This is a genomic window from Hymenobacter coccineus (genome assembly GCF_001816125.1).
Classification (GTDB): Bacteria; Bacteroidota; Bacteroidia; order Cytophagales; family Hymenobacteraceae; genus Hymenobacter; species Hymenobacter coccineus.
Genome location: NZ_MDZA01000036.1, coordinates 1 through 14393, shown reverse-complemented (window position 1 = coordinate 14393; position 14393 = coordinate 1). Strand labels below are relative to the sequence as shown.

Annotated in this window: 15 protein-coding genes and 2 pseudogenes; 11 read left to right on the top strand and 6 right to left on the bottom strand. The window is 65.1% G+C overall.

The window, feature by feature from the left end:
- The 3 genes from BEN49_RS03110 to BEN49_RS03100 all read right to left on the bottom strand — a co-directional run.
- Positions 1-750, bottom strand: a 750-nt coding sequence (locus tag BEN49_RS03110) for an ATP-binding response regulator (protein WP_125916462.1), incomplete at its 3' end; no start/stop codon positions are given.
- A gap of 22 nt (positions 751-772) precedes the next feature.
- The gene (locus BEN49_RS03105; protein WP_070740623.1) at positions 773-2047 is read right to left on the bottom strand and encodes a PAS domain-containing protein; all 1275 of its coding nucleotides are present in this window, start codon (positions 2045-2047) and stop codon (positions 773-775) included.
- A gap of 74 nt (positions 2048-2121) precedes the next feature.
- Positions 2122-2385, bottom strand: coding sequence for a hypothetical protein (locus tag BEN49_RS03100; protein WP_070740620.1), 264 nt, complete (start codon positions 2383-2385; stop codon positions 2122-2124).
- An 11-nt stretch (positions 2386-2396) separates the two neighbouring features.
- Here BEN49_RS03100 and BEN49_RS30755 point away from each other — a divergent pair.
- The 3 genes and pseudogenes from BEN49_RS30755 to BEN49_RS30745 all read left to right on the top strand — a co-directional run.
- Positions 2397-3143, top strand: a pseudogene (locus BEN49_RS30755) (hypothetical protein); the annotation flags it as partial.
- 100 nt (positions 3144-3243) lie between these two features.
- A pseudogene (locus BEN49_RS30750) lies at positions 3244-3531 on the top strand (hypothetical protein); the annotation flags it as partial.
- Positions 3532-4029 (top strand): diadenylate cyclase, encoded by a 498-nt coding sequence (locus BEN49_RS30745; protein WP_369073198.1) that lies wholly within the window; start codon positions 3532-3534, stop codon positions 4027-4029.
- Positions 4030-4133: 104 nt separating this feature from the next.
- On the opposite strand, the gene BEN49_RS03085 is transcribed toward BEN49_RS30745, so the two are convergent.
- The gene (locus BEN49_RS03085; RefSeq protein ID WP_070740612.1) at positions 4134-5123 is read right to left on the bottom strand and encodes an aldo/keto reductase; all 990 of its coding nucleotides are present in this window, start codon (positions 5121-5123) and stop codon (positions 4134-4136) included.
- A gap of 254 nt (positions 5124-5377) precedes the next feature.
- Between BEN49_RS03085 and BEN49_RS03080 the strand changes: the two genes are divergently transcribed.
- The 7 genes from BEN49_RS03080 (at position 5378) to BEN49_RS03055 (ending at position 11230) form a co-directional block, all read left to right on the top strand.
- Positions 5378-5818 carry a hypothetical protein gene (locus BEN49_RS03080; protein ID WP_070740609.1) on the top strand — a complete coding sequence of 147 codons (441 nt, stop codon included), beginning with the start codon at positions 5378-5380 and terminating at the stop codon, positions 5816-5818.
- A gap of 3 nt (positions 5819-5821) precedes the next feature.
- Positions 5822-6514, top strand: coding sequence for an SCO family protein (locus tag BEN49_RS03075; protein WP_070740606.1), 693 nt, complete (start codon positions 5822-5824; stop codon positions 6512-6514).
- A complete protein-coding gene (locus BEN49_RS03070; protein WP_070740604.1) occupies positions 6511-6939 on the top strand; it encodes a c-type cytochrome in 429 nt (142 codons plus the stop codon). The genes BEN49_RS03075 and BEN49_RS03070 overlap by 4 nt, the downstream gene beginning before the upstream one ends.
- A 279-nt stretch (positions 6940-7218) precedes the next feature.
- A complete protein-coding gene (locus BEN49_RS03065) occupies positions 7219-8193 on the top strand; it encodes an enhanced serine sensitivity protein SseB C-terminal domain-containing protein (RefSeq protein ID WP_070740602.1) in 975 nt (324 codons plus the stop codon).
- A 278-nt stretch (positions 8194-8471) separates the two neighbouring features.
- Entirely contained in the window at positions 8472-9836 is a 1365-nt protein-coding gene (locus BEN49_RS03060; RefSeq protein WP_070740599.1) for a M20/M25/M40 family metallo-hydrolase, read from the top strand.
- Between the two features lie 57 nt (positions 9837-9893).
- Positions 9894-10763: an AbiJ-NTD4 domain-containing protein gene (locus BEN49_RS25250; RefSeq protein ID WP_083325717.1), complete on the top strand. Its 870-nt coding sequence runs from the start codon at positions 9894-9896 to the stop codon at positions 10761-10763.
- Positions 10764-10816: 53 nt separating this feature from the next.
- Positions 10817-11230 carry a DUF1810 domain-containing protein gene (locus BEN49_RS03055; protein WP_070740596.1) on the top strand — a complete coding sequence of 138 codons (414 nt, stop codon included), beginning with the start codon at positions 10817-10819 and terminating at the stop codon, positions 11228-11230.
- 132 nt (positions 11231-11362) lie between these two features.
- On the opposite strand, the gene BEN49_RS03050 is transcribed toward BEN49_RS03055, so the two are convergent.
- Entirely contained in the window at positions 11363-12958 is a 1596-nt protein-coding gene (locus BEN49_RS03050; RefSeq protein WP_070740593.1) for a Na+/H+ antiporter, read from the bottom strand.
- Positions 12959-13128: 170 nt separating this feature from the next.
- Here BEN49_RS03050 and BEN49_RS03045 point away from each other — a divergent pair, with 170 nt between their 5' ends.
- On the top strand, positions 13129-13911 hold the full coding sequence (locus BEN49_RS03045; protein WP_070740590.1) for a slipin family protein: 783 nt from the start codon (positions 13129-13131) through the stop codon (positions 13909-13911).
- A gap of 100 nt (positions 13912-14011) precedes the next feature.
- Here the strand turns inward: BEN49_RS03045 and BEN49_RS03040 are convergent.
- Positions 14012-14393, bottom strand: a 382-nt coding sequence (locus tag BEN49_RS03040; RefSeq protein WP_141765606.1) for a response regulator, incomplete at its 5' end; no start/stop codon positions are given.

Here is a 14393-nt window from a genome sequence, read left to right as displayed (position 1 = left end):
CAAAGGGCTTGGGCCAGGTAGGCGTCGAAGCCATTGGGCGCGCAGGTCGTCGGGCGTCGAGCTGGGCGTGGGCCGTGACGGCCACGCACGGGGCGTGGCGGCCCGGGCCGGGTCGGGGTGCTGGCGCAGGCGGTTGGTTACGGCCGTGCCGTCAAGGCCGGGCAGGCGCAGGTCCATCAGCACCACGTCGTAGCGGTTTTGCTCGAACAACTCCACCGCGGCGGGGCCGGTGGCGGCCGCGTCCACGGCCCAGTCCCAGCCGCGCAGCAGGGTTTCGGCCAGCAGGCTGCTCACGGGGTTGTCTTCCACCAGCAGGGCCTGGCCGGCGCTGCCGGGCGCGGCCTTTCCCACCGGGGCGGGGGGCGCCGGCGCGGTAGCGGCGGTTTCGGCGGTGTCAAATTCGAGGGCGAAGTGGAACGTGCTGCCCACGCCCACCTCGCTGGTGGCGCGCAGCGTGCCGCCGAGCATGGCAACCAGGCTGTGCGAAATACTCAGGCCCAGGCCCGTACCGCCGTAGTGCTGGTCGGTGGTTTCGCCGGCCTGCACAAAGGGCTCGAACACGGCGTCGAGCACGGCGGGCGCGATGCCGATGCCCGTATCCACCACGCTGAACGCCACCCGCGTGCGGCCCGGCGCGCCCCCGGACGGGCACTGCGCGCGCAGCGTTACGCCGCCGCGCTCGGTGAACTTAAGGGCGTTGCCGAGCAGGTTGAGCAGTACCTGGCGCAGGCGGTGGGCGTCGCCCACCACGCGGGGCAGCGCGGCGGGCGCCTCAAGGCGCAGGGCCAGGCCCCGGGCACCGGCATCGGGCGCGAGCAGGGCAATGCAGTCGCGCAGCAGGGCCCCCAGGTCGAAGGCTTCGGCGGTGGCGTGCAGGCGGCCTGCGCCGAGGCGGGCGGTGGTCCAGCACGTCGTTGAGCACGGCCAGCAGGTGCTGGGCCGAGCTGTTGAGCAGGCGCAAGTGCTCGGCCTGGGCGGGGGCCAGGGCCGAGGCGGCCAGCATTTCGGCCAGGCCCAGGATGCCGTGCAGCGGCGTGCGGATTTCGTGGCTCATGTTGGCCAGAAACTCCTGTTTGGCCCGCACATTGGCCTCGGCCGCTTCGGTGGCGGCGCGCAAGTGGGCTTCGAGCTGCTTGGAGGCTGTCACGTCGAGTAATAAGCCGCTGTAGGCCAAGTTCTTAGTGTCGCGGGTGGTCACGGCCGCCGTGCCGCGGCACCAGCGCAGCGGCTGGCCCGGTACCACCACCCGCCCCTCAAATGCCCAAGGACCCTGCGCCTGCCCGGCGGCGGCCAGCGAGAGGCGAAACGAGCGCACGTCGGCCGGATGCAAGAACATGCCGGCTTGGTTGATGTCGGCCGGGGCCACGCCGAAACATTCCTGTATCCGGGGGCTGATGTAAGTGATGTCGTATTTGCCGTCGCTGTTCACGCGCCCTTCGAACAGCACGCCCGGCACGCTTTCGGCCAGCATCTGAAACCGGGCCTCGCTAGCGGCCAGCGCGTTGGCGGCGGCGCGCCGGTCGCTGATGTCGAGCAGGGCCAGGCGGCAGCCGGGGCCCTGAGGCAGGGGCGGCTCGTCGCGCACGGCTTCCAGCTGGGCATGAAACGTGGAGCCGTCGGCGCGGCGCAGCTCCGTTTCGGTGTGCTGGGGCCCCGGCGCGGCCAGCACCCGCGCCAAGAAACCAGCAAAATCGGCGCGGTGCGCCGGGGTCACGAATAGCGCGAAGGGCCGGCCGGCCAGCGGGTCGCTCAGGGTGCCCAACAGCTGGCTGGCCGTGCGGTTGAGCTGCGCAATGCCCCCGTGGGGCCCCAGCGTGACGTAGCCCACGGGGGCTTGCTCGTACAGGTCTTCGTACTGGGCGCGGTTGGCTTCGGCTTCGGCCTGAGCCAGCAGCAGCGACTCGTACTGCATTTGCAGCTCGATCTGATGGGTTTGCAACTCCTGCACCAAGCCGGGCAGCTGGTTGGGGGGCGTGTGCTCGGTGGCTTGCGTGAGCGGGAGGGTGCGCGCGCCAGCGGGGTGAGGCAACGAAGATTCGGCGTTCATAAGGGGCAACACTTATCGTCCAGCAAGTTACTACCCGCTTGCGAAAGCTGCCCCTGGGGGCCCTAAAGTGGCGTTTATTCCGGACTCTGAGCGGCGGCTTTGGCCTGCGCGGCGTCGCGCAGAATCAGGCGCGCGTCGGCCAGCAGGCGACGGCCGGGGTCGAGCTGCTCGCGCAGGATGAGGGCCGTGAGCAGGAAGAACGAGGCCAGCGGCAGCACCCAGCCCAGCGCAAACCACAGCCAGAACGAGCGCCCGTAGTTGTAGGCGCAGTAGCCGGTGAGGATGGGAATGAACGAAAGGGCCACCGCCATCACGAAGATCATGTCGACGAAGAGCATAGGCGCGCGGGATGGTGATGGGGAAAGGACCGGCCCAACCGGGGGGCCTCGGGTACCCCGAAGGTACGAAAATAGACCGGCTTTTGGTGCATCGCGGCAGTTATTTTGCCCGGCTTGCCACCGCGAAGCCCGTTTTTGCGTACGCCAACGCAGCGCCGGGGCCGCCACCGCCCCGGGCCCCTTTTCTGCCCATGTGGGAACACCAAAGTTTATTCCGGGTTTCGGCCCAGTTGTTTGCCGAAGGCGTTTTTAACCTGTTGGACCGCAACCTGCGGCCGGAGGTTTTTCTGCTCGGCCTGGCCTCGGCCCGCGAGGCCGACGAGCCGGAGGGCGTTGTACTCGAGCCCCAGAGCACCCGCTACCGGGCCCTCGACTTTGCTGACATCAAGGCCCGCGCCGCCGCCCTGGAGGCCGACGCCGGGCCCCGCGACGTGGTGTACCACCTGCACCCCAACGACCACGACCGCTACGAGAAGCAGCGCTGGTACGAACTGGTGTGCCAGGCCACCGAAAGCACCCTGCACGAACTGACGGCCGCGCGCCAGGAAAACCGCCGCTCGTTTTGCTCGGTGCCGGTGAACTTGCAGGGCTACCTCGTGACGGTGGTGCTGCAGGTGGCCACCGACTGCTACGAGAGCTACTATTCCATTCCCAAATCGGGCGGGCCGCGGCCGGCCAACCTGCTGCACGCCGCGGTGCTGGAGTTTTTGCACGACTGCACCCGGGCCCTGCGCGAGGCCGACACCGCCGACAACGAGCAGCCAGCCCTCGACCGCGACTACAACGAGGTGCTGCGCAGCGCCGGCCGCCGCCTGATGCTGCGCGCCGCCCCCCGCCGGCACACGGCCGCTCTACGACGCCTGCAATGGCGTGGCGGCCCTGCGCCACGAGGGCAGCGAGGGCGTGGGCACGCTGCTGGTGGCCCGCCGCCAGCACCCGGCCATCGTGCCGGTGCTCACCCTCGAAACCCCCGTGACCCTGCGCGACCACCGCTCCATCCGCAAGCTGCTGGAGCTGAGCGAGGGCACCACAGCTCTGGTGTCGGATGCCTCGCACGTGTTCGGGCTGGGCCAGCTGGTGAGCGAAACCGATGCGCGCTACGAGGCCCTGATCACCGTCAACTTCACCCACCACTACAGCTGGGAGATGAGCCACGCCGGCCACATTCTCATGCGTGTGGTGAGCAACACGCCGCGCCTGCCCCAGGGCCGCGTGGCGGCCGACAACTTCGGGCGCACGGTGCGCCGCGTGTTCCCCACCCTCGACGCCGACAGCGTGGATTACCTCTGGGAATTAACGGCCAGCGCCAGCACCCAGCCCACGGGCACCATCCTGGTGTTCAGCACCGGCGCCGCCCAGGAGGCCCAGCGCCTGAGCCGCCAGAGCTTCCGGGTGGCCCCGCGCATCATCACGCCCACGGTGCTGCGCCTGGTCACCAACATCGACGGGGCCGTGTTCATCGAGCCCACCGGCGTGTGCCACTCCATCGGGGCGATCCTCGACGGCCTAGCCACCGAGAAAGGCGACTCCTCGCGCGGCTCGCGCTACAACTCGGCCCTGCGCTACGTCAACAGCAGCCAGTACCCGTGCCTCGCCGTCGTCGTCAGCGAAGACGGCTGGATTGACCTGCTGCCCGCGCAATAAGTCATTTAACAGTTATCAATTAACATTTAACAGCGTTCCGCTAGCCAATCGGGCCAGTAGAACGGCTGTTAAATGTTAATTGATAACTGTTAAATGAATGACAGCTAGCCGTTCACCGCGCCCATCATGGCGGTGGGGTAGCGGGTGCCGGCGGCCACGCCCTTGGGGGCAATGTCGTCGAGCTGGGCCAGCTCATTTGGAGAAAGACTGATGGCCAGGGCCCCCAGGTTTTCTTCGAGGTAGGCCACGCGCTTGGTGCCGGGGATGGCCACCACGTCGTCGCCCTGGGCCAGCACCCAGGCCAGGGCCAGCTGGCCGGGGGTGCACTCTTTTTGCTTGGCTAGGTCGTTGATGCGGGCCACGAGGTCGAGGTTTTTCTGGAAATTCTCGCCCTGGAAGCGCGGCGTGAAGCGGCGATAATCATCGGCGGCCAGATCCTCAAACTTCTTAATTTGGCCCGTGAGGAAACCGCGGCCCAGCGGCGAGTACGGCACGAAGCCGATGCCCAGCTCGCGGCACGTGGGCAGGATTTCGTCCTCCGGCTCGCGGCTCCAGAGGCTGTACTCGGTTTGCAGGGCCGCAATGGGGTGGGTGGCTGCGGCCCGGCGCAGGGTGGCGGGGGCGGCCTCGCTCAGGCCCAGGTAGCGCACCTTGCCCTCCTCCACGAGGCGGCTCATGGCGCCCACGGTTTCCTCGATGGGCGTGCTGGCGTCCACGCGGTGCTGGTAATAGAGGTCGATGTGGTCGGTGCCGAGGCGCTTGAGGCTGGCTTCGCAGGCCGATTTCACGTACTCGGGCCGGCCGTTGATGCCACGCTTGGTGGGGTCGCTGGGGTCGCGCTCGATGCCGAACTTGGTGGCAATCAGCACCTGGTCGCGCTTGCCTTTAAAGGCCTGGGCCAGCAGCTCTTCGTTCTTGAAGGGGCCGTACATGTCGGCCGTGTCAAAGAAGGTGACGCCCAGCTCCACGGCCCGGTGCAGGGTGCGGATGCTTTCGGCGTCGTCTTGCTGGCCATAGAAATCGGACATGCCCATGCAGCCAAGGCCGAGGGCAGAAACATTGAGGCCGGAGCGGCCGAGGGTGCGGGTTTGCATTAGAAAAAATTGGATGGTGTGGGCCCCTACTAACGGCCGGGGCCCGCGGGGTTCAGTATCGGTGGCCTGGGCGGCCGGCTTTTCGCCGGCTGCCCGGTAATCGCTGCCCAGTGGCCCAGGGCCCCGTTTAGATTTTTCCAGCTCCCCGTTACCAATTCCTATATTAACCCCGACGATTACCGGGCAGCCGGCGAAAAAGCCGGCAGCCCGGGCCGTTCCGCAGCGGGCACGCCGCTGGCCGGTACCTTTGCCCCATGAAGGCATTTGCTCCCCACCTACTCGTGGCTCTGGCGGCGGCCGCCAGCCTGGCGGCCTGCTCGCCCACCACCACGGCGGCCGACTCGCCCGCCGCCAGCGCCCGCGCCGCCGAAAACCTGCTCATGGACCGCCACGATTCGGTGATGGCCCAAACCGGGCACCTGTTCGAGCTGCGCCAACAAATAAGCACCGCCAAGCCCGCCAACTCGGGGCCCTATGTGCACGGCCTGCAAGCCGCCGACAACGCCATGATGGCCTGGATGCACGGCTACCACGCCCCCGACACCGCCACCACGCCCGCCCCCGCCCGCCTGGCCTACATCCAGCAGCAGCAAACCAAGCTGGAAGCCGTGGAAAAGCAAATGCGGGGCACCATCGATTCGGCCGCCGCGTTGTTGAAGCAAGCGCCGGGCACCCCTGCCCCCGCTAGTAAGTAAGCTATGTCGAACCGCTTTTGGCTGGCCCCCGCGCTAGCCGCCGCCCTGCTCACGGCCTGCTCGGGCCCCAGTGCCGACCAGGCCGCGCGCCTGCCCATCCTGGGCGAGCGCGACGTGCGCCCCAACCCCAACGGGGGCCCCGCCGACACCATTTTCGCCACCGCCCCCGCCTTTGCGGCCGTGGACCAGGCTGGCCAGCCCGTTACGAACCAGACCTTTGCGGGCCGGGCCTACATCACCGATTTCTTCTTCGCCACCTGCCCCGGCATCTGCCCGAAGATGAACGGGGCCCTGCTCTCAGTGTTCAAGCCCTACGCCACCGACCCGCGCGTGGCTTTCGTGTCGTTCACCATCGACCCGGCCCATGACTCGCTGCCCGTGCTGGATGACTACGCCCAGCGCCTGGGCGTGACCGATGCCAAGCGCTGGCACTTCGTGACAACCGGCCACTCGGCCACCGCCCGCGACACGGTGTACGGCCTGGCCAAGGGCTTTTTCACCGCCGCCCAGCCCGACAAAGAGGCCCCCGGCGGCTTCGCCCACAACGGCACATTCGCCCTCGTGGACGACCAGGGCCACGTCCGCGGCCTGTACGACAGCCTGGACGCCAACGAAGTAGCCCGCCTGCAAAAGGAGCTACCCGTGCTGCTGGCCGAAATTGCGGAGCGCCACCCCAAAGCCACCGCCGCCAAATGATGGGGCGCTGCCTCGGGCTGGGGGCCCTGGGCGTGGTGGCCTGCCTGTCGCTGCCCGGCTGCTTCTCCAACAACCGCCACCAGGGCGCGCGACTCTACGCCGAGGCCTGCGCTGGCTGCCACGGCGACGCCGGCCAGGGCCTGGGCCGCCTCATCCCGCCGCTGGCCGGGGCCGACTACCTGGCCCTGCACCGCGATGAGCTGCCCTGCTTGCTGCGCCGCGGCATGCACGGCCCCATGACGGTGAATGGCGTGCTCTACAACCAGGTGATGCCCGCCGCCCGCGTCGACGACAAGCAGCTCAGCCCCGCCCGTCTCACCAACCTGCTGAACTACGTCGAGAACAACTGGGGCAACCACGCCGCGCCCCGCACCATCCAGGAGGTCGAGCGCCAGCTCACCGCCTGCCCCACCGTCGGCGAGTAAACGACTACCCGAAAGAGGACCTGTCACGCTGAGCTTGCGAAGCATCCTCTCACCGCTGTACGACCTGTTCTAACCTGGCAGCATGCTTCGCAAACTCAGCGTAACAGAACCGGTTCGGATGGCTTCTGATTGCTGGGGCCCTGTTACAGGGCCCCATAATAATTCAACAATCAGCCAGCCGCCAGCCAAAAAACTGGTCGTCTACGGCTCGGGTCCCCGGCCCATTTCCCATCCGGGCCGTACTTTGCGGCCCATTCCACTGCTCTTTTTCTTTGCCTCATGGGTCTGCTTGACTTTCTAAAAAATAAGCCCGAGAATAAGCCTGCCGACGCGCCGGCTCCCACCCCTACCACGCCCGGGGCCCCTACCCCCGCCCCACTGGCGCCGGCCGATGCCGCGGCCAAGCCCGCCGGCCCCCGCTACCAGGGCTCCAACTTCAAGACGCCGGCCCCCGAGGCGGCGCCGGTATCGGCCACGCCGCTGCCCTTCCCGGCCCCCGAGCCGCTGCCGCTGCCCTTCGAGCCCGAGAACGTGCTGGAGCAGCTGCTGCTGATGGCCGCCACCGAGGAGCAGGCCCGCCCCGCCTTCTACCAGGCCCTAATGCAGGAGGAAATCCTGATGATTCTGGCCCCCGAAGAAGGCGTGGGCCCCGGCGACGTGGTGCCTGCCGAGGGCGCGCAAATCCAGCTCCAAGTGCTCACCGATGGCAAACTGCCCATCTTCACCTCCCCCAGCCGCCTCGCCGACGGCGGCCAGGACGCCAGCGAAGTGAGCTACGTGCGCATCCCCGGCCACGCCTTTTTCAGCATGGTGCAGGGCCAGGACTGCGTGCTGAACCCCTTCTCGCCGGCCGGCAAATTGTTGCCTAAGGAGGAGATTGAGGCCCTGCTCAACGGCCAGCTCACGGGCCCCACCTCGCCCGCCGGCGGCGACGCCGAGGTGCTGCTGAGCCAGCCCGAAAACTACCCCACCGCCGTGGCCGATGCCGTGGTGGCCTGGGCCGCCACCCAGCCGCACCTGCGCACCGCCTACCTGGCCCAGATGCAGCTCGCCAACGCCCCCGAAACGCCCCGCCTGCTGCTGGCCTTCGAGAGCGACGCCGCCGGCCCCGAGTTTATGCAGGAGCTGGGCCCCGTGCTGGAAGGCAAAACCGACGCCTTCCAGTTCGTGGACCTGATGCTGCTCGACTTGGAATCGGCGGAGGGCGTAAACCCGTACTTCCTCCAAATAGAGCCCATTTACCAGCGCGCCTAGCCCACAATTAGGGCCCCGGAACCGGCCCGGGCTGCCGGCTTTTCGCCGGCTGCCCGGTAATCGCCAGGGCCCCCAGGTGGCCTCAGGGCCCTGGCGCAACGATTCCCAACCGAATCAGCGAGTAGCGGGCAGCCGGCGCGAAAGGCGGCAGCCCGCCCCGGGGGTCCTTCCAGCGGCCCGGTTTCCGGGACCCTTGTGTGCAGCGTTTTTGGAAAGCCCGGGGCCCCCAGCTCCGGGCTTTTTTGTGTTTAACCCATACCGCGTATGTTTACCGCAATATGAAAGCAACGCTCCTCCTGGCCCTGCTGCCCCTGGCCGCCGCCGCCCAAACGGCCCCCGCTCCCGCCCCGCTCCTGCCCAAGGCCGACCCGGCCATTGCGAAGCTGATAACCGAGATTTCGGCCAAAAACCTGCAAACCGACATCGAGAAGCTCGTCAGCTTCGGCACCCGCCACACCCTGAGCGACACCCAGAGCCCCACGCGCGGCATTGGGGCGGCCCGCAAGTGGGTGCAGGGCGAGTTTGAGAAGTACAGCAAGGCCAGCGGCGGCCGCCTGACGGTGGAAATGGACACCTTCACCGTGAAGCCCGACGGCCGCCGCATCAACAAGCCGGTGCTGATGGCCAACGTGCTGGCCACGCTGCCCGGCACCGACCCCACCGACACGCGCATTATCCTCGTGAGCGGCCACATCGACTCGCGGGTGAGCGACGTGATGAACGCCACCGCCGACGCCCCCGGGGCCAACGACGACGGCTCGGGCACGGTGCTGGTGATGGAATTGGCCCGCGTGCTGGCCGGCCAGAAATTCCCGTGCACCCTGAAATTTGTGGTGGTGCAGGGCGAAGAGCAGGGCCTCTACGGCTCGGGCCACCTGGCCGAGCGCGCCAAAAAAGAGGGCTGGAACCTAGTGGCGATGCTCAACAACGACATCGTGGGCAACTCGCACGGCCACGACCCGGACATTGCCGACGCCGCCAAGCTGCGCGTGTTCAGCGAGGGCGTGCCGGCCAACGAAACGCCCGAGCAGGCCAAGCAGCGCCGCCAGCTCAGCTCCGAAAACGACGCGCCCAGCCGCCAGTTGGCCCGCGCCGCCCAGCGCGCCGCCCTCGTCTACACCAAGGGCCAGGAGCTGGTGATGATCAACCGCCCCGACCGCTTCCTGCGCGGCGGCGACCACACGCCGTTCAACCAGCAAGGCTTTGCCGCCGTGCGCTTTACGGAGATGAACGAGGACTTCAGCCACCAGCACCAGGACCTGCGCACCGAAAATGGCCGCGCCTACGGCGACGTGGCCTCGGGCGTGGACTACGCCTACCTGCGCCGCAACGCCGGCATCAACCTGGCCACGATGGCCAGCCTGGCCCTGGCCCCCGGGGCCCCCGCCAAGGTCGAAGTCCTCACCGCCAACCTCAGCAACCGCACCGAGCTGCGCTGGCAGGCGCCCACCGGGGGCCCCAAGCCGGCGGCCTACGCCGTGCTCATTCGCGCCAGCGACGCGCCGCAGTGGCAGCAGCGCTACCTCGTGACGGATACCAAGGCCGACCTGCCCATCAGCAAGGACAACTTCACCTTCGGCATCGCCAGCGTCGACGCCGCCGGCCACGAGAGCACGGCCGTGCTGCCGGTGGTGGGGCGGTAAGCTATAAGTCCATTTTTCCTAAAATAGGACGAGATTTTCGTCTAAATAATACTCAAAATGAAATTTTCACAGCGAATAGGAAAAACACCCATAACAAAAATAATTCAAATTGAATCATTGGATCCCGAATTGCGCAACGGGATTTGGAATGTATTAAAGATATGTCTTATCGACAATCTTGAAAAACAAGATCGGTATTCAAGCGTAACAGAATTTAATGTATTTTGTAAAATTTTGTGGGCTTATTTCTACAAATTACCCATTGATACAATCCCGAGCAACTATTATAATGCTGAATCATATATTAGAGAAGTATATTTTGCCTCCAAATGGTTTGAGGTCTATGATTTATTAGAATTTATAGCAAATTTAGATCAAAAGTCGGTTAGATTTAACCTAGAAATATTTAAGAATTTTTGTAATATAACTTTTGAAAAAGAAAATTCCGGCTACAGGTTTATAGATAATAATATTTCACCTATAACCAATGTTACCGAAATAAACGAAATTGAAGATGCAATTAATAATTCTGATCATTTCACTGCATTGACAGGAGCTAATATTCATCTAAAAAATTCTTTAGAAAAAATATCTAATAAGAATAATCCTGACTACAGAAATTCAATAAAAGAATCTATTTCTGCAGTTGAAAGCGTTACGAAAAAAATATCTGATAACAAGAATGATACATTAGGTGGCGCTTTGGATAAAATCAAAGGAAAAACAAAAATCCATCCTTCTTTAGAAAGAGGATTTAAGCAGATATATGGTTATACTAGTGACAGTGACGGAATTAGACATGCTTTAGCAGATGAGCCGAATTGCGATTTTGAGGACGCAAAATTCATGTTAGTCTCTTGTAGTGCATTCATAAATTATTTAATAAGCAAAGCAAATAAAGCAGGCATAACGCTTGACAAGAAATAAGGGTAATTGTCTGAAGTATATATTTACAGTGGCATAAATTCAACTCACCCGTCATGACTAGCTTGCAGCGTTTCCTCGACGCTCAGTCAACTGCGTACCCGCAGGCCCTGGCCGAGGTGCAAAACGGCCGCAAGCGCAGCCATTGGATGTGGTACATTTTCCCCCAAATCCAGGGCCTGGGGTTCAGCGAGGTTTCCAAGCACTACGCCATAAGCGACTTGGTAGAGGCAGCCGCCTACGCCCAGCACCCCGTTTTGGGGCCCCGGCTGGTGGAAATTTGCACGGCTCTGCTGGGGCTGGCCAGTAGCGACGCGGGCCGGATATTTGGCAGCCCCGACGACTTAAAGCTGAAATCGTCTATGACCTTGTTTGCCGCTGCGCGGGGCGCTGATCCGGTTTTTCAGGCCGTTTTGGCGAAGTTTTTCGGCGGCGTGCGCGACGCGAAGACGTTGCAAATCATTAGCTAGCGGCCTTTGCACCGGCCGGTATTGGTGCCCGATGCGCCACTGCCGGCCGGGCGCAACAATTAGGGCCCCACGATGAAACGGGAGCCAACTGTACCAATGCTTGGCGCGGCTGGCTCCCGTTTTGTTGAGGCCCTACGAAGCCTTGTCCAGCGCCAGGCGGCCTTCCTCCAGGTCCAGCTCGTTTTCGAGCTTGCGCAGCACCTCTTCGCTAGTGCGCTGCTCGCGGCGCAGCTGTTCAAGCATTCCGCGCTCGACGTGGATGAGCACTTCCTGGAGCTTCTGGAAAGGGCTGAGGGCGGCGGCGGGCACGGCCTCGGGGCCCCCGGCGGCGCGGCGCTGGAGGCGGTCGAGGCGAATCTGGTAGCGCGACTGCATGCGGCCCAGGATTTCGGCCGGAGCCTGGCCGGCAGCTTCGGGACCTTTTAAATAAGCCAGCGTGTGGGTGGCCAGGCGCACCCGCAGGGCCTGCTCCTCGCGCTCGGCGGCCCCGTCGGCCTCCAGCCCCAGCCACCCGATGAGGGGCCGCAGGGTGAGGCCCTGCACCAGCAGCGACACCAGAATAACCACGAAGGTGAGCAGCAGCATGGGGTTGCGCTGCGGAAAGGCGTCGCCGTTGGGCAAGGCCAGCGGCAGGGCCAGCGCGGCGGCCAGCGACAGCACCCCTCGCATGCCGCCCCAGCCCAGCAGGGTGGCTTCGGCCAGCGTGGGGGCCTCGGACGACTTTGCCGAGCTGCCGCCCAACCAGCGCGGCAGGTAGGCGCTGGGGTATACCCACAGCATCCGGGCCCCCAGCACGGCCAAGCTGATGAGCACGCCGTAGCCCACCAGCGGCCCGCGCAGGGCGGGGGCCACGCCCTTCACCACGCCCGGCAGCTGCAAGCCAATCAAGATGAACACCAGGCCGTTGAGCAAGAACTCCAGCGTTTCCCATACGGCGGCTGCTTGCAGGCGGCGGTCGTGGGTGGCGATGCGCCCCGCGTACTGGCTGCTGAAAAGCGCCGCCGCCACCACCGCCAGCACGCCCGAGCCGTGCAGCGTTTCGGCCAGCAGGTAGGCCGCGTAGGGCGTGAGCAGCGTGAGGCTGGTGTCGATGGCCGCGCTGGTGCGCGAGAGCCGGTGCACGCCGTAGAACGCGGCCGCTACCCCCACGCCCACTCCGATGCCCACCGCCGTGACCAGCAGCAGCTGCCCCGCCGCCTGCCCCAGCGCAAACTGCCCCGTGACCACCGCCGCCACCGCGTAGCGGTAGGCAATGAGGCCCGTGGCGTCGTTCACCAGGCTCTCGCCCTCCAGCACGATGCTTACCCGCCGCGACACCGGCAGCCCCTTGGTGGCCACCGCCGCCGACACGGCATCGGTGGGCGACACGATGGCGGCCAGCACGAACGCGGGGCCCCAGCCGAAGCCGGGCAGCGCGTAGTGGGCCACCGCCGCCACCACCGCCAGCGAAAACAGCACGCACCCCACCGCCAACAGCGTAATGGGCCGCGCCTCCGACCGGAACGCCGACCACGACAGCGCCCACGCCGAGGCGTAGAGCAGGGGCGGCAAAAACACGAAAAATACCAAGTTGGGGGCCAACACCACCGGCGGCAGCCCCGGCAACAAGCTCAGGGCCAGGCCCGCCAGCACCAGCAGCACCGGATAGGGCACCCGCAGCCGGTTGGCTACTTCGGCCAGCGCCGTGGTGGCGGCCAGCAGCAGTACCAGGAGTTCAACTTCGTGCATCAGGCAAGGGGGTATTGAAAAGTAAGTAGCTGGCCGAAAGTAAGCCCGCAGACGCAGCGCCGCACAAGCCCACCCAAAATTTAACGGCCCCAGTGGCTGCCGCACCGGCCGGCTGTAATGCCCGGGGCCCCGCGGCGATTCATTGGCCAAATTCACTAATTTCTCCGGCCATGTCGCTGCTCGTTCTGCTGCCCGTCGTTCTCATTCTCCTCGCCTTTAGCCTGCGCATTGCGCAGGAATACCAGCGCGCCATTGTGTTCCGGCTGGGGCGCTACGCGGGCACCCGGGGCCCCGGGCTGTACTGGCTCATCCCGTTCCTGGAGCGCCAGCAAACCATCGACATGCGCACCAAAACCGTGGAGCTGGAGCAGCAGGAAACCATCACCAAGGACAGCGTAACCATCAAGGTGAACGCCGTGCTGTGGTTCCGGGTCATCAACCCGGCCGATGCGGTGATTAAGGTGGCCAATTTCAACCAGGCGGTGTACCAGCTGGCCGTCACGGCGTTGCGCAACATCATTGGGCAGAATCAGCTCGACGAGGTGCTGCGCGAGCGGGCCCACATCAACGGGTCCCTGCTGCAAATTGTGGACGCCGCCACCGAGGCCTGGGGCGTGAAGATTGAGCTGGTCGAAATCAAGGACGTGGAGATTCCCGGGTCCATGCAGCGGGCGATGGCGCGCGAGGCCGAGGCCATCCGCGAAAAGCGCGCCCGCATCATCAAGGCCGAAGCTGAGCTGGAAGCCTCGCGCAAGCTTACGCAGGGGGCCCTGGAAATGGAGAAAAGCCCCATTGCCCTGGAGCTGCGCCGCATGCAAATGCTCTCGGAAATCGGCATCGACAACAACACGACCACCGTGGTGCTCATCCCCTCGGAGTTCACCAACGCCGCCAAAAGCTTCTCGCAAATGGTGGGCCAGGGCCCCCAGCCGGCCAGCGCGGGTCCCCAATGAGCGCAGTTCCCGAGCCAGGGAGTGGCCGTGCAATAAGCAGTTAAAAGTTGAGCGTTAAAAGTTAGATCCTTTGGTAACCAAAGCTTTAACTTTTAACTACCTACTGCACGGCCACGATTTTGCGCAGCAGCTCGTCGGCCTCGAAGGGCTTGGCCAGGTGGTCGTTCATGCTGGCGGCCAGGTACTTGTCGTAGTCGCCCTGGAAAGCATTGGCTGTGAGGGCGATGATGGGCGTGCGGGCCCGGGTGCGGTCGGAGTCGCGGCGCATGCGGGCCGTCACCTCCACGCCGCTCATGTCGGGCATTTTGATATCCATCAGCACCACGTCGTAGCGGGCCTGGGCAAACAGGGCCAGGGCCCCCGCGCCGTTCACGGCGCTGTCCACGGCCAGGCCGTGGTGCTCCAGCAAGTACTGCACCAGCTGGCGGTTCAGCTCGTTGTCTTCCACCAGGCAGCACCCGCAGGCCGCGGGCCGGGCCGGC